The organism is Pelagimonas phthalicica, assembly GCF_004364805.1.
Taxonomy (GTDB): domain Bacteria; phylum Pseudomonadota; class Alphaproteobacteria; order Rhodobacterales; family Rhodobacteraceae; genus Pelagimonas; species Pelagimonas phthalicica.
Genome location: NZ_SOAP01000001.1, coordinates 1 through 13,416, shown reverse-complemented (window position 1 = coordinate 13,416; position 13,416 = coordinate 1). Strand labels below are relative to the sequence as shown.

The 13,416-nt window shown below is 58.6% G+C and carries 13 protein-coding genes; 2 read left to right on the top strand and 11 right to left on the bottom strand.

All coding sequences use genetic code 11. The features are described 5' to 3' along the window. Positions 1-75: 75 nt before the first annotated feature. The 4 genes from CLV87_RS00065 to iolC form a co-directional block, all read right to left on the bottom strand. On the bottom strand, positions 76-1,203 hold the full coding sequence (locus tag CLV87_RS00065; protein ID WP_099244492.1) for an MHYT domain-containing protein: 1,128 nt from the start codon (positions 1,201-1,203) through the stop codon (positions 76-78). A gap of 97 nt (positions 1,204-1,300) precedes the next feature. Then, entirely contained in the window at positions 1,301-2,143 is an 843-nt protein-coding gene (locus CLV87_RS00060) for a class II fructose-bisphosphate aldolase (RefSeq protein ID WP_099244494.1), read from the bottom strand. Beyond that, positions 2,140-2,976, bottom strand: coding sequence for a 5-deoxy-glucuronate isomerase (locus CLV87_RS00055; protein WP_099244496.1), 837 nt, complete (start codon positions 2,974-2,976; stop codon positions 2,140-2,142). Before CLV87_RS00055 ends, CLV87_RS00060 begins: the two co-directional genes overlap by 4 nt. Positions 2,977-2,987: 11 nt before the next feature. Continuing rightward, positions 2,988-3,968, bottom strand: coding sequence for a 5-dehydro-2-deoxygluconokinase (gene iolC / locus CLV87_RS00050; protein WP_099244498.1), 981 nt, complete (start codon positions 3,966-3,968; stop codon positions 2,988-2,990). 133 nt (positions 3,969-4,101) lie between these two features. Between iolC and CLV87_RS00045 the strand changes: the two genes are divergently transcribed. Both CLV87_RS00045 and CLV87_RS00040 read left to right on the top strand, forming a co-directional pair. Next, entirely contained in the window at positions 4,102-5,205 is a 1,104-nt protein-coding gene (locus CLV87_RS00045; protein ID WP_099244500.1) for a Gfo/Idh/MocA family protein, read from the top strand. A gap of 80 nt (positions 5,206-5,285) precedes the next feature. Then, positions 5,286-6,443 (top strand): Gfo/Idh/MocA family protein, encoded by a 1,158-nt coding sequence (locus tag CLV87_RS00040; protein ID WP_099244502.1) that lies wholly within the window; start codon positions 5,286-5,288, stop codon positions 6,441-6,443. Positions 6,444-6,453: 10 nt separating this feature from the next. Here the strand turns inward: CLV87_RS00040 and CLV87_RS00035 are convergent, their stop codons facing one another. The 7 genes from CLV87_RS00035 to CLV87_RS00005 form a co-directional block, all read right to left on the bottom strand. Next, a complete protein-coding gene (locus tag CLV87_RS00035) occupies positions 6,454-7,452 on the bottom strand; it encodes a LacI family DNA-binding transcriptional regulator (protein WP_099244504.1) in 999 nt (332 codons plus the stop codon). A 114-nt stretch (positions 7,453-7,566) separates the two neighbouring features. Beyond that, a complete protein-coding gene (locus tag CLV87_RS00030) occupies positions 7,567-8,346 on the bottom strand; it encodes a TIM barrel protein (RefSeq protein WP_099244506.1) in 780 nt (259 codons plus the stop codon). Positions 8,347-8,376: 30 nt separating this feature from the next. Then, positions 8,377-9,183, bottom strand: coding sequence for a 5-deoxy-glucuronate isomerase (iolB, locus tag CLV87_RS00025; RefSeq protein ID WP_099244508.1), 807 nt, complete (start codon positions 9,181-9,183; stop codon positions 8,377-8,379). A 60-nt stretch (positions 9,184-9,243) separates the two neighbouring features. Next, complete coding sequence (locus tag CLV87_RS00020) at positions 9,244-10,419, bottom strand: phytanoyl-CoA dioxygenase family protein (RefSeq protein ID WP_099244964.1); 1,176 nt, start codon at positions 10,417-10,419, stop codon at positions 9,244-9,246. A 52-nt stretch (positions 10,420-10,471) separates the two neighbouring features. Continuing rightward, positions 10,472-11,371 carry a myo-inosose-2 dehydratase gene (gene iolE, locus CLV87_RS00015; RefSeq protein ID WP_099244966.1) on the bottom strand — a complete coding sequence of 300 codons (900 nt, stop codon included), beginning with the start codon at positions 11,369-11,371 and terminating at the stop codon, positions 10,472-10,474. 15 nt (positions 11,372-11,386) lie between these two features. Then, the gene (gene iolD / locus CLV87_RS00010; protein WP_099244510.1) at positions 11,387-13,222 is read right to left on the bottom strand and encodes a 3D-(3,5/4)-trihydroxycyclohexane-1,2-dione acylhydrolase (decyclizing); all 1,836 of its coding nucleotides are present in this window, start codon (positions 13,220-13,222) and stop codon (positions 11,387-11,389) included. Positions 13,223-13,227: 5 nt separating this feature from the next. Further along, positions 13,228-13,416 (bottom strand): 2-deoxy-5-keto-D-gluconate 6-phosphate aldolase domain-containing protein (locus CLV87_RS00005; RefSeq protein ID WP_133840653.1); only part of this gene is annotated, 189 nt, incomplete at its 5' end.

The window sequence follows — 13,416 nt, the reverse complement described above, 5'->3', positions numbered from 1 at the left end:
GGGAAGTGAGCATGCAGCACTTAGGGCTGGCTTTTAAAAATGCATGGAAAACAAGTGTTTTGCACGAAATGCGCGCTAGGTTGCACGAAATGCACCGACCTGCGCCGCCAAGGCGTCCTGAATATCGCGCAGCTTTGAGCGACTCACCGGGGCGGGCGGGACAGAGTCGCCATCAAAGATGCAGCGCCCCTTGTCCTTGTTACGCTCAAAGCGCACCACATAGGTCGGGTTCACCAGATAACTGCGATGTGTCTTGAGGAATCCCAGCGGCTCCAACCGCTTTGAGGCTTCGGTTACAGGCCAGACACAGAACAGGCGTTCGGTCTGGGTGTAGACTTGGGTGTAGTGGCCGTCCGCACGGACAAACAGCACTTCGGCCGGAGCGATAAAGACCTTGCCGCCGTCGCGTTCGCAGGGGATCTGTAGCAAAGGTGGGGCTGGTTCGGCTTTGGGGCGGGCAGCGGGCAATGCCACCTCTTCCTGCTGCGTAGAAGGAACGAGGTAGGTCACACTGACCCACAAGCAGGCCCCGAAAATGACAAAGCTGAACAGAATTACCCCGAGCGCCAATGTTTCATTATCCATGCGCGGCCCGAACTCATTTGCCCCGGGCAGAGCCTGAAAGGCGGTGCCAAACATCGCCAGGAAATGCGCCGAGCAAACCGCCATGGCAAAGCACAGCGTTCCAAGGACGATATTTCGGTTGGTCCGCTCGCCATAGGCGACCCAGATGGCCAGGATACATAGCCCAACCGCCAGGATCGAGGATACCAACAGGCCAAACGGGGTGTAGATCGCGCGGCACAGCTCAAGCCCTGCCATGCCGATATAGTGCATCACCAGAATGCCGATGCCGAGCACCGCTCCGGCCAAGGTGATGACCAACGGCGTTCGATTGGTGAAATGCAAAAGGATCAGCGCAGCGCCGACGATCAGGATCGCGGTTAATGCCGAGATCAGTGTGATTGCCGCATCATAGAAGAACAGAATGGGCAGTTGTAGCCCAAGCATGCTGATGAAATGCATCGCCCAAATACCACCACCCAAGGCGATGGATGCCAGGGCAATCGACACCTTCTTGTCAAACATCGTCTTGCTGGACAGGTCTCTGGTCAGGGACAGGCCGGTAAAGCCAGAGACCAGGGCAACAAGGCCAGCCATCGCCGTCAGAAAGGCGCTGTGAGTAAAGGGCAGGGTTTCCATGCGGGCAAGATGCCCGCGCTTTGGAATTATTGCAAACTACATATGGTTGTTTTTTGAGGTATCACTGCTGGTCTTGCGCGAAACTCGCGGGGTGGTGTTACGCCGTTATCTGGGCAGGTTTGAAGTTTTGCAAGACTTGCCGCGCCGCTGCAACCACCGGATCATGTGTTTCCTTTAGAATTGAGACCCGATCAAACCGCGATGGGTCGCGGGTCACAGCCTCGCGCAGGGCTGCGCCAAAAGCCATGCGCAGCTCAGTTCCGATGTTGAATTTGCAGATCCGCGAGCCGCGCGCCAGAAATTTGCGCTGGGCGGCTGGCACGCCAGAGCCGCCATGTATCACCAATGGCAGGTTGGTCACGCTTTCAATGGCGCGAATGCGGGCCTCGTCCAGGCCTTTGCCAGCCCCTTGTTGCAAATGGGTATTTCCAACCGAGATCGCCATGGCATCCACACCGCTTGCCTTGGCGAACTCTGCAGCCTCGCTGGGATCGGTACCGGCGGATTGCTCACCGCCATCATAGCCGACAAATCCGATCTCCCCCTCGCAGGACGCACCCGCGCGATGGGCCATCTCGGCGATTCTTGCGGTTTCCTTGATGTTTTGCGCCAGCGCTTTGCGCGATCCGTCATACATGATCGAGGTAAAGCCACTGTCCAGAGCCTGCTGACACTCCTCCAACTGATATCCATGATCCAGATGCACGACGACCGGAACTGACGCGGCATCGGCCAGGTGCCGCATCATCTTGCCCAGAACGGGCAGGGGGGTATGTTCACGGCAAGAGGGCCCCGCCTGCAGGATGACCGGAACCTGTTCATGCTCGGCCGCCTCGACATAGGCGCGCATTTCCTCCCAGCCGAGACAAACAAGTCCGGCCACCGCGTAGCCCTCGGCCATGGCGGGTTTTAGGACGTCAGAAAGGGTCGCAATGCTCATTTGAATTTCGCAATCATGTCTTTGATGCCAGGAATGGTTTCGATCTGATAGGCATGGGTCGGCTGGAAATATTGCACCAGCGACCGCTGGGTCAGCCCGCCCAGAATGGTAAAGTAATACATCTCATAACCCGGCAGCACGCAGCAGGGGTGATACCCCTTGTCGATTACAACGGTGGAGCCATCGACGATGTGATAGGCGTCACCGGGCTTGTTATCCTCACGTTGCAGCATTTGCAGACCCGAGCCGTGGTTGGGCTTAAAGCGGAAGTTATATGTCTCGTCATGGCGGGTTTCGTCGGGCAGACGGTTGGTGTCGTGCTTATGGCTTGGAAAGCCGGACCAGCCGCCGGTGCCGACGGTATACAACTCGCTGACCAAAAGCCGCCCGACCTTGTCATGTTGTTTCTGGCCCAGGATGTGTTTGATCTTGCGATGGGTTTTGGTGTCGTCCGAGCCGTATTGAACAAGGTCATGCTGGCGCACGTCAAAAGGATCGAGCACCTTGTCATATTTCGCCCCGGCGACAAAGACTTCGGTGTCTTCAGAAACACAGGACATGGTCACTTTGGCACCGACCGGCACATAGACACCTTCGGGATCGCCATCCCAGACATCCTCACCGCGATTGCCAAGCTTGGCAAAGGACACGCCTTCGACATCGACATCAACGGTCCCGGTGGCGGGTACGATGCAGGTTTCATAGCCCGGAACCTGATATTCAAACGCCTCGCCGTGTTTCAGTTTGACGATGTTGAAATAGTTCAGCGGCACCAGATCACTGTCGACATCAACGATGGGCGCATTTGCATTGTCATAGGGGGCGATGTGCATGGGTGATCCTTTCAGGGCAAAGTGGGGCCGGGATGGGTGTTCAGGAAGTCCGATAGTTCGGCAGGTGTGGGCATGGCCGGGGCGCAGCCGACGCGCGAGACGACGATAGAGGCGCAGGCCGACCCGCGCGTGACGGCATCTTTCACCGAATGACCGGCAGCCAGCGAAGCGACAAAGCCGCCCATAAAGGCGTCTCCGGCACCGACAGGTTTCAGGGCCTGGACCTGGAAGATGCCGGTTTGGGTCTCGCCGGCTTTGGTCAGGGTGATCGCACCCTTTTCGCCCATCTTGTAGACGACGATCTGCGCGCTGTCGGCTGCCAATTGCCGCGCCTTGGCCAGCCCCTGATCATAATCTCCGGCCATAAAGCCGAATTCGACATCATTGCCGATAATGATGTCGCACAGGTCTGCGGCGCGCGAATAGGTCTCGGCTGCAATGTCCGCAGAGGGCCAGCTATAGGGGCGGTAATCAATGTCAAAGATCACCGGAAGGCCAGCGGCGCTGGCCATCTCAAAGGCTTTGAATGTCGCGCTGCGCGATGGTTCGGCTGCCAGGCAGGTGCCCGTGGCGATCAGCGCGGAAAAGCGTGTGTAATCGATCTTTTGAACGTCCTCAGCAGACATCTCGAAATCGGCGGCACCGTTGCGGTACAAGACCGCCTGATGGTTCTCCAGACGGGATTCAGCCAGGGCGAGCGATGTGCGCGTTTCACCAGTGCTGGTCGTCACGTAACTGGTCTCAATACCGTAGCTTTCCAATTCTTTCAGGCAAAACTGGCCAACCGGGTCTTGCGACACGCGGGTGACCAAAGCAACCTGAGCGCCGTGCCGGGCCAGGCCCGCTGCGATATTGCCCGAGGATCCACCCAGACAGGCGGTAAAGCGTCGAGCCTCTTCGATACTGGTGCCAGGCGGATCCGGATAAAGATCCATCCCGGCGCGGCCCAGAACAAGAAAACGGTTTTCGCCAAGGCGATTAAGGTCTGCCATGTTTCCTCCCTCTTGCAACGCATAAAATCCGGCAGCGGATTAATTTGCGTCTTGCGCAAGTCCTAGTCTCAAGCTACCTATTTTGCAACCGGTTGCAAGAATTGTTTTCCGACACTGAACCAGGGGAGGGGTCATGACGGAATTGGGAATAGGTATTGTCGGGGGCGGATATATGGGCAAAGCCCATGCTGTCGCCATGTCTTCAGTCGGGGCGGTGTTCAATACCAAGCTGCGTCCAAGGCTGGAAATGGTGGCAGCGGGGTCAGTGGAATCGGCGCAGCGCTATCGCAAAGCTTTTGGATTCGCACGTGCAGCAGAGAGCTGGCAGCAGTTGGTTCAGGACCCAAAGGTTGAGGCCATCGTGATTGCCTCACCGCAAGAAACCCATCGCGCCATTGCCGAGGCTGCATTTGAACTGGGTAAGCCAGTTTTGTGCGAAAAACCCCTGGGCGCCAGCATCAAAGACGCCCGCGCCATGGTGGCAGCCGCCGAAAAGGCAGGGGTCGTCAATATGGTTGGTTTCAACTATATTCGCACACCCGCCAGTCAGTTTGCCCGCCAGCTTTTGTCTGAGGGCACGATTGGCGACGTAACCTATTTCCGGGGCGAAATGACCGAGGATTTCCTGGCGGATCCTGCTTTGCCCTTTAACTGGCGCTGCGAAGGTTTGGCCAATGGCAATATGGGCGACCTGGCTCCGCATCCGATCAACGCCGCCTTGGCCCTGATGGGGCCTGTGGCGCGGGTCATGGCGGATATCGAAACGGTACATTCTGAGCGCTCCGGCCAAGCTGTGACCAATGACGATCACAGCCAGCTGATGCTGCGGTTTGAATCTGGGGTGATGGGGCATCTCTATTCCAGCCGCATCGCGACGGGGCGCAAAATGGGTTATGCCTATGAGATCCACGGGACCAAAGGGCATATCCGCTTTGATCAAGAGGATCAAAATGCGCTGTGGCTCTATCTGGCCGAAGGGCCAGAGGCGCAGCGCGGGTTCCGCAAGATCCTGACCGGGCCAGCGCATCCGGATTTCGAACCGTTTTGCCAAGGGCCTGGACATGGCACCGGCTATCAGGATCAGATTATCATCGAGGCGCGCGACTTTTTGCAGGCCATTGAGACTGGGACCGCGGTCTGGCCCACCTTCCGTGATGGATTGGCCGTGTCAGAAGTGATCGAGGCCGCCTGGGAATCTACAGTGACCAATAGCTGGGTCGACGTCGCGACCCACTAAAGGTGGACGGGCCAAGCTCTCATCAATGCGATGGCCCGCCACGACACAGAATGAATTGGCTTGGAACAAGGATAACAGCCATGACAAAGTTGAAATGGGGCATGATTGGTGGCGGCGAAGGCAGCCAGATCGGACCCGCGCACCGGCTTGGGGCCGGATTGGATGGGGCATTCGAATTCTGCGCCGGAGCGTTGGATCATCGCCCCGATACCGGGCGGGCCTATGGCCAGACGCTGGGTCTGGCGGCAGATCGCTCTTATGGTGATTGGCAGGAAATGCTGGCCGGTGAAAAAGCGCGCGAAGATCGGGTTGATCTGGTGACGGTCGCAACCCCCAACGCCACGCATTTTGAAATCACCAAGGCGTTTCTGGAAGCTGGCTTTCACGTGCTCTGCGAAAAGCCGATGACCATGACCGTGGAAGAAGGCGAAGAGATTGTCCGCATTGCCAAATCCAGCGGCCGCATTTGCGCAGTGAATTACGGCTATTCCGGCTATTCTCTTGTGCGCCATATGCGGGCGATGGTGGCGCGGGGCGACCTGGGCGCGATCCGTCTGGTCAAGGCCGAATTCGCCCATGGCCATCACGCGGATGCGGCGGATGCTGATAACCCACGGGTACGCTGGCGCTATGATCCGGCACAGGCGGGGGTTTCGGCTCAGTTTGCCGATTGCGGTATTCACGCTTTGCACATGGCAAGCTTTGTGATCGGGCAAGAGCTGAAATCGCTGTCCGCCGATACGGTAAGCTGCATCGCGTCACGCGAGCTAGAAGATGACGCTATGGTCAATATGCGCTTTGATGGCGGGGCTGTCGGGCGGCTTTGGACCTCCTCCGTTGCCATTGGGCGCCAGCACGGGCTGACGCTGCAGGTCTTTGGAGAAAAGGGTGGGCTGCGCTGGGCGCAGGAACAGCCCAACCAATTGTATTGGATGCCGCTTGGCGAACGTCTTCAGGTGATTGAGCGCGGCGAAGCGGGCCTGTCTCCCGAGGCAGATCGCACCACGCGGGTCACGATTGGCCATGCCGAGGGCATGCCGCTGGCCTTTGCCAATATCTATTCCGATTTGGCCGAAGCGATACGGGCCGCAAAGGACGGGCGTCCGATGGACCCGGCAGCGGATCTTTATCCGCGTGCCGAGGACGGCCTGCGTTCGATGGCGGCAGTTTTCGCGGTGGCGGAAAGTGGCAAGGCGGATGGTCAATGGACCGATGCCCGGCCTCCAATGTTTCGCTAGGGGGCCGATCCTAAGCGCGGGGTCGCAAGGTCCCGCGTTCAATGACCTGACATTCAAAGATCCGGGCGGCAGGGGCGTTGTCCGGGTCTTGCAACATCGCCATCATCACGTCGATCGAAGCCTCGACAATCTCGGGGATGGGCTGGCGGATGGTGGTCAGGTTGATGTTTTCCCAACCCGCCATTTCCATATCGTTCAATCCAATCAGCCCGACATCCTGCGGCGCGGATAGCCCTCGATCCTGCAAGGCGCTGAGCGCCCCGATAGAGAGCACATCATCGCCGCAGAAATAGGCTTCGCATGGGGTGCCTTCTAACTGGCGCAGCATTTCCTTTCGCCCGGCGTCAAAGGAATAAGCCTCGGCAAAGCTGATATCCAAACGCGTATCCGGGTGGCGCGCGATTTCGGACCGAAAGCCAAGCAAGCGATCCTGGGTCGATGTCGCTTCTTTAGGACCGCCCAGAAAACCCACATGGCGATAGCCGCGCGCCATCAGCTCGCTGGCAGCCATGCGACCGCATTCCTGGTTGTCGACCCCAACCACATGGACCTGTGGATTAAAGGCGGCGCGTCCAAACGCGTGCAAAACCGGGATACCTGCGTCGCGAAACCCAAGCGCAAAGGCGGGGGGCAGGGTCGAGGAGGCAACTACGACCCCATCCACAGAATACTGCCGCAACATGCGGACCGAGGCCGCCGGATCGGTTTCATCGGTCAGGTTTACCAGCAAAGGCCGCAGGCCCTTGTCCTGTAACCCACGGGTGAACTGATCGAACACCTCAAGGAACAAAGGGTTGTGAAAGTTGTTGGAGATCAGGCCAATCAACTTGGTCCGCCCGGTGGTCAGGCTCGAGGCCAGCGCATTGGGGTGATAGCCCAGCTCTTGCGCCGCCGCTTCGACCTTGGAACGCATCTTGGCAGAGACAGACGCGCCTTCGGTGAAGGTGCGCGAAACGGCCGAGCGGCTGACGCCGGCGCGTTTTGCTACGTCTTTTAGCGTGACAACCATCACAATCCCTTGGCCAAGCGAAATTTTGGGTCTTGGACATGTCGTCTCCAAGACCCAATTTGTTGCTAAGGGATAATTGGGCCGCTTTCAACCAAACGCGATGCGACAGAAACGTTACAAGGTGAACGCTTTGCGGAAGGCTTCCAAAGCGGCTTCGGAGTCGGTTTTGGCAAATGCCTCCATCCCAATTGGTCCCCGATACCCCATTTCTGCCAGCGCGCGGGCCACAGCGGTGTAGTTTATTTCACCGCTGCCCGGTTCAAAGCGCCCCGGATTATCCGCAACCTGAACCTCACCAATCCAAGGCAGACATTTCTCGCACCAGCGGATTAAATCGCCTTCGCCGATTTGGGTGTGATAGAGGTCGAGATTGATCCGCAATTGCGGCAGGTCAATTGCTGACACCAGGGCCAAGACATCCGCCGTTGACCCGAAAGGGCAACCGGGATGATCGAGCAGGTTCAGGTTTTCCAGTGTAAAGACAACGCCTTCGGCCTCGGCCAGGTCACAGATCCGCATCAAGCTGTCACGCGCCTTGAGCCACATGTCGCCCGTTTCCAGCTCATGTTGCCAGATCGGGATGCCACCCTCGCCAAGTCCGGTTCCGTGCAGGTTCAGGCGATCCACGCCAAGGCGCTTGCCGACCTGAACCGTTTCTTTGGCCGAAGCGAGCAGGATCTCTGCCCCCTCATCATCCGCCAAGCGCCCCTGCAGATACCCGTTCATGATGGTGTAATTTGCGCCCACGGCTTCTAGCTTGGCAATGTCGTGGTCGGGCCAATTCCACAGTCCGACCCCAAACCCCATCTCGGTCAAACGCGCGGCGCGCCATGCGATGGGTTTGTCCTGCCAAAGCATTTCGGCACAGGCGGCAAGTTGAAATGGTTGAGTCATGTCGGGCCTCGTTCTGTGTCTGCTCCGCAATCAGGCGTCGCGTTCCATGATCCATTCCACCTCGGGCGCGGCCACAAAACGCCATTTGCGCAGGGGGCCTGCCATGACGTTGAGGTAGTACATTTCAAACCCATAGGGCGCGCCGCAAGGGTGGTGGCCTCGTGGCACGCAAACCACGTCGCCATCCGCCACGGCCATGGTTTCATCCAGGCTGCCATCATCGGTATAGACGCGCTGAATACCAAACCCGCTGGCCGGGTTCAGACGGTGATAATAGGTCTCTTCAAGATAGGTGATCCGCGGATAATCATCTTCGTCGTGACGGTGGCTCGGGAAGGAGGACCAATGGCCCGCCGGGGTAAAGACTTCGGTCACCAAAAGGCTGTCGGCATAGTCTTCGTTTTCCATGGCGATATTGTTGATATAGCGGGTATTGGTGCCTTTGCCGCGTTCGGTCAGCGTGATGCCATCCGGTCCGATCCGGCGCGCTTCGTGACCGCCTTTGCCGGGGGCCGAGCAGACGGCAATGGTGCAGTCGGTTTCGGCTTCGGCGGCCCAATCGCTGCCATTTGGCAGGTAAAGGCAATGCGGCGGTGTCTTTTCAAAGACATTCATGCGCTCGCCCAGCACACCCCAGTCCTGACCCGCGCTGGTGATCGCGGCTTTGCCCTCGACCATGACCAGAATGACTTCATTGTCACCGGTGGCCTCAGCGACCTTGTCACCCGCCCGTAGACGGTGGAGATCAAACCCGACATAGCGCCAGCCTGCGCTTTCCGGGGTGATCTGGTGCACCTTGCCATGGGTTCCAAAGGGCTTTTTCAAGAGATCGGGCATGTTCTGGGACTTTCTGAAGGGGTGAAGCCGCCAGCCAGGTTCGGCTGGCGGCGGTTTGTGTCAGGCACGTTGTCGATGGCTCAACGCGCTGAGCGCGCTGTCGAGCGTGGCATCTGTCCAGTCTTCGGCCAAAGCCTGGCGCAGAATATCGGCCTGAGTTTGCGGAGCGTTCCCCCCGATAGGGGGATCGGTGTCTAGATTGGTGGGAAAGGCATAGCCTTCGGCGCAGGCGGCGATTGCAGCCTGGATATCTGCAGCCCCCATCTGTCCCCGCAGGCTTTGCAGCGCCGGGTAGAGTGATCGACACATGGTCGAACGATCCACCGCCTCCATCGCCCGTCCAAAGGCCGAGGAGACCTGCAACAGGTTTGCCATCCGATGCACATCTTCGGTGATATTCGCGCCAGCCGCATGAAAGAGCGCCGGGTTGAAAAACACCGCATCGCCTTTGGACAGGGGCAGTTGCACACAGGCCTCGTCGAAATAGGCCGCGAAACCGGGATCGTGAAAGGCCAGATAGCCGGGGCCATATTTCTGCGAAAACGGCAACAGCTTGGTTGGCCCGCTTTCGATGGACATGTCACAATGGGCCACGGCCCCTTGTAGGGTCAGGGCCGCCGTCACCAGATGGGCGTGAACCGGGAATTTGGCCGCGACATCAGCGGTTTGAAAGCCGAGGTGATAGTCGCGATGCGCTTGTTGTGCCTTGCCACCCGGCCGCACCTGGTTCACTTGCGCGGTCATTTGGTAATGCGGTCCTAGCCAGGCCTCGCAGGCTGTGGCTATCGCTGCATTGCCATAATAAAGCGCAAACCCCTCTGGGTCCTGAAGCGCATGTTTTTGCAGCGCGTTCCACACCCTGTCATTGGCCCCGGAGGCGGCAAAGTGATCACCTTCGCCGCCGCCCTTGGCTTTTTCCTCGGCGATGATGGCGCGAAAAACATCGCTGGCCCGATCAATCACCGACGTGTCGGGGTAAGCGTGTTTCAGCACGATCACGCCAGCGCTTTGGTTCAGAACACTGGCCCATTCGCCCATCAGCGCGCGCCGCTGCTCAGCATCGGCCAGATTGGGGCGCAAGGCATTCATGTCATAAAGAGGGATGTTCTTTTGAACCGAGGCGGCTAATGGCACCGCCTCGGAGGTAAGTTGTTGCGAAGTCAACACCTTGAACTCATCCAGATCGCAGGATTCGCGATCAAAATAGGGAATATATCCGAGCTCTTGTTCAACCATGGTAACCTCCTTGGTCATGGTCTTGGTGTTGCCTGCAAAGCAGGTAGTGAAATCAGGTCTGGATGGTCAGGCCAGACTGGGCACAGACTTTTTGAATGTGCTCATATCCCATCTTGGAATAGTCATAAGGCGGGGCTTTGGCCGGGTCCTGTTCCGCCTCGACCACGATCCAGCCGCTGTATTCCATCGCCTTCAGCGCGTCGGAAACCGCTTGGAAATCGATGCAGCCATCGCCGGGCACGGTAAAGGCACCGGCAATCACGGCATCCAGGAACGAGCGGTTATTGGCGCGCACATCCGCAACGATATCCGGGCGGATATCTTTGAAATGCACATGATGCACCCGGTCGCCCCAGCGGTTCAGCGTCGCCATGACATCGCCCCCACCAAAGAGTAGGTGGCCGGTGTCAAAGCACAGCTTCAACTCTGGGCCCGAGCCTTCCATCAGCCAGTTCACATCATCTTCGCTTTCGATGATCGAGCCCATATGGTGGTGATAGGTCATCGGCATGCCAAGATCCGCCATCCATTTGGCCAGCTCGGTCAGTTTGGCCCCATAGGCCAGCACCTCGTCCCGAGACAGTTTGGGGCGGTCATTCACCGGCACATCGATCATGCCCTGAACCGTGTTGGAGCATTCCGCATAGACGATGCAGGGGGCATCGAGGGCAATGAACTGGTCCACCTGCTGGCGCACGGCGGCCTGTTCGCTGGCCACATCATTGACCAGCGAATTGCCCGAACACCAACCACCGCACAAGGCGATGTCATATTCGGTCAGATAGGCGCGCAGCCCTTCGGTATCGGCAGGCATGCGCTGGCCGCGTTCCACACCGGTATAGCCAATCTCACGCGCTTCGCGCAGAGCTTGCTCCATGGTGTAGTCGGCAGTGATGTCGGGCAGATCATCGTTCTGCCAGGCAATGGGGGAAATCCCGATTTTGACGCTCATGTCTTCTATGTCCACTTAGTCGGCGCGTTGCGCTTTGCTGGTTTCGTCGTAATTGGCGCGGGCCTGCCGCACGCTTTCCTGATTGCTGACCTCGGGGATGCCCACATCCCACCAGGCCCCACCACCGGCCTCGGTCGGGCCATGCCACGGGTCGGTGTCGATCACGATGACCACGGGAATATCCGAGCCTTTGGCCTCGGTCAGTTTGGCCTCAAGATCTGCGATATCCTTGGCTTTCATCGCCTTGGCCCCCATTGCGGCGGCATGGGCGACAAAGTCGATCTCGGGCTGTTCCTCGACGTTGCAATGTTCATAAAGGTTGTTGAACGGCTGCCCGCCAGTGCCGGTTTGCAATCGGTTGATACAGCCAAAGCCGCGATTGTCGGTCAGTACCACGGTAAAGGGCACCTTGCGCATCACGGCGGTGGCCAGTTCCGAATTCGCCATCATATAGCTGCCATCACCGGTAAAGCAGATTACGTCACGCTCGGGCTGGGCCAGTTTCAGACCCATCGCGCCTGCAACCTCATAGCCCATGCAGCTAAAGCCGTATTCCATGTGATAGCCGCCAGCACTGGCCTGCCAAAGCAGTTTCAGCGCGCCGGGCATGGTGCCTGCAGCACACATGGCAACGGTTTTCTCAGATCCGGTGCGCTGCACGGCCCCAATCACCTCGGCATCAATCGGCAAATAGCCTTCGCCACCGTCGCGGTTACGGCAATGCTCATCCACACGCGCCAACCAATCCAGACGGACCTGAGGATCAAACCCGGATTTGCGCGTGTCGCCAAGCGCGGCGGTTAGCTTTTCAAGCGCGATGCGTGCATCTGACACCAACCCGACCGAGCCATGTTTCTGCGCGTCATATCCTTGCACATTGATCGAGATGATCTTGCGATCCGGGTGTTTGAAAACCGACCAGGACCCGGTGGTAAAGTCCTGGAACCTTGTGCCGACTCCAATGACCAGATCAGCCTGCTCAGACAGTTTGTTGGCCGCTGCTGACCCATCCACACCGGATGCGCCAAAGTTCATCTCATGGCTTTGGGGCAGGGCCCCTTTGCCCGATTGGGTTTCGATAAACGGAATGCCGTGTTTGGTTGAAAATGCGCCAAGCGCCTCCTCGGCCTCGGAATAGATCACACCGCCGCCAGCAACGATCACCGGGCGTTCAGCCCCTTTGATCATCTCGGCCACTTCTGCCAATTCGCGCGCATCCGGTTCCGGACGGCGGATATGCCAGGTGCGCGGCTCAAAGAAGCTGACCGGGTAATCATAGGCCTCGGCCTGAGTGTCCTGACAAAAGGACAGAGTGACCGGGCCGCAGGCTGCGGGATCGGTCATCACTCGCATGGCGCGGGGCAGGGCGGTCAGCAACTGTTCAGGCCGCATGATGCGGTCGTAATAGCGGCTGACCGGGCGAAAGCAGTCATTGACGCTCAGCGTACCGTCTTCGAAATCTTCGATCTGTTGCAAAACCGGATCGGGCGCGCGGCCGGCAAAGACATCACCAGGCACAAACAGCACAGGAATGCGGTTCACATGCGCCAGAGCGGCGGCAGTGACCATATTGGTCGCACCCGGCCCAATCGACGAGGTTACGACCTGTGCGCGCTTGCGTTTATGCGCTTTGGCATAGGCAATCGCTGTATGCGCCATGGTCTGCTCGTTCTGGCCGCGCCAGGTCGGAAAGCTGTTACCGGCCTGTTGCAGGGCTTCGCCCAGGCCGCAGACATTGCCATGGCCAAAGATGCCCCAGACGCCGTCCAGGAAACGCTCGCCCTCGGGGGTCATTTGTGCCGAGAGGTATTTGACCATGGCCTGCGCGGCGGTCAATCGGATGGTTGTCATGTTTCTTAACCCTCATTCAAAGGCGTGTTGGCGGGGAGGCTGCGGGCCTGATCCCAGATATTACAGAGTCGTTTGAAGCGGTTGGCCATCTGGTCAACAGCCTCTGCGTCGTTGATGTCGCCTTTGAGCCAGGCGCGGGCGGGGTCGGCGAAGATTGTGCGGCCGACGGCAAAGCCTTTGACCAGGGGTTGTTT

Excerpts from the sequence above, each read along its gene's own strand:
- CLV87_RS00065 (WP_099244492.1), bottom strand. The coding sequence starts at position 1,203 with ATGGAAACCCTGCCCTTTACTCACAGCGCCTTTCTGACGGCGATGGCT.
- CLV87_RS00060 (WP_099244494.1), bottom strand. The coding sequence starts at position 2,143 with ATGAGCATTGCGACCCTTTCTGACGTCCTAAAACCCGCCATGGCCGAG.
- CLV87_RS00055 (WP_099244496.1), bottom strand. The coding sequence starts at position 2,976 with ATGCACATCGCCCCCTATGACAATGCAAATGCGCCCATCGTTGATGTC.
- iolC (WP_099244498.1), bottom strand. The coding sequence starts at position 3,968 with ATGGCAGACCTTAATCGCCTTGGCGAAAACCGTTTTCTTGTTCTGGGC.
- CLV87_RS00045 (WP_099244500.1), top strand. The coding sequence starts at position 4,102 with ATGACGGAATTGGGAATAGGTATTGTCGGGGGCGGATATATGGGCAAA.
- CLV87_RS00040 (WP_099244502.1), top strand. The coding sequence starts at position 5,286 with ATGACAAAGTTGAAATGGGGCATGATTGGTGGCGGCGAAGGCAGCCAG.
- CLV87_RS00035 (WP_099244504.1), bottom strand. The coding sequence starts at position 7,452 with ATGGTTGTCACGCTAAAAGACGTAGCAAAACGCGCCGGCGTCAGCCGC.
- CLV87_RS00030 (WP_099244506.1), bottom strand. The coding sequence starts at position 8,346 with ATGACTCAACCATTTCAACTTGCCGCCTGTGCCGAAATGCTTTGGCAG.
- iolB (WP_099244508.1), bottom strand. The coding sequence starts at position 9,183 with ATGCCCGATCTCTTGAAAAAGCCCTTTGGAACCCATGGCAAGGTGCAC.
- CLV87_RS00020 (WP_099244964.1), bottom strand. The coding sequence starts at position 10,419 with ATGGTTGAACAAGAGCTCGGATATATTCCCTATTTTGATCGCGAATCC.
- iolE (WP_099244966.1), bottom strand. The coding sequence starts at position 11,371 with ATGAGCGTCAAAATCGGGATTTCCCCCATTGCCTGGCAGAACGATGAT.
- iolD (WP_099244510.1), bottom strand. The coding sequence starts at position 13,222 with ATGACAACCATCCGATTGACCGCCGCGCAGGCCATGGTCAAATACCTC.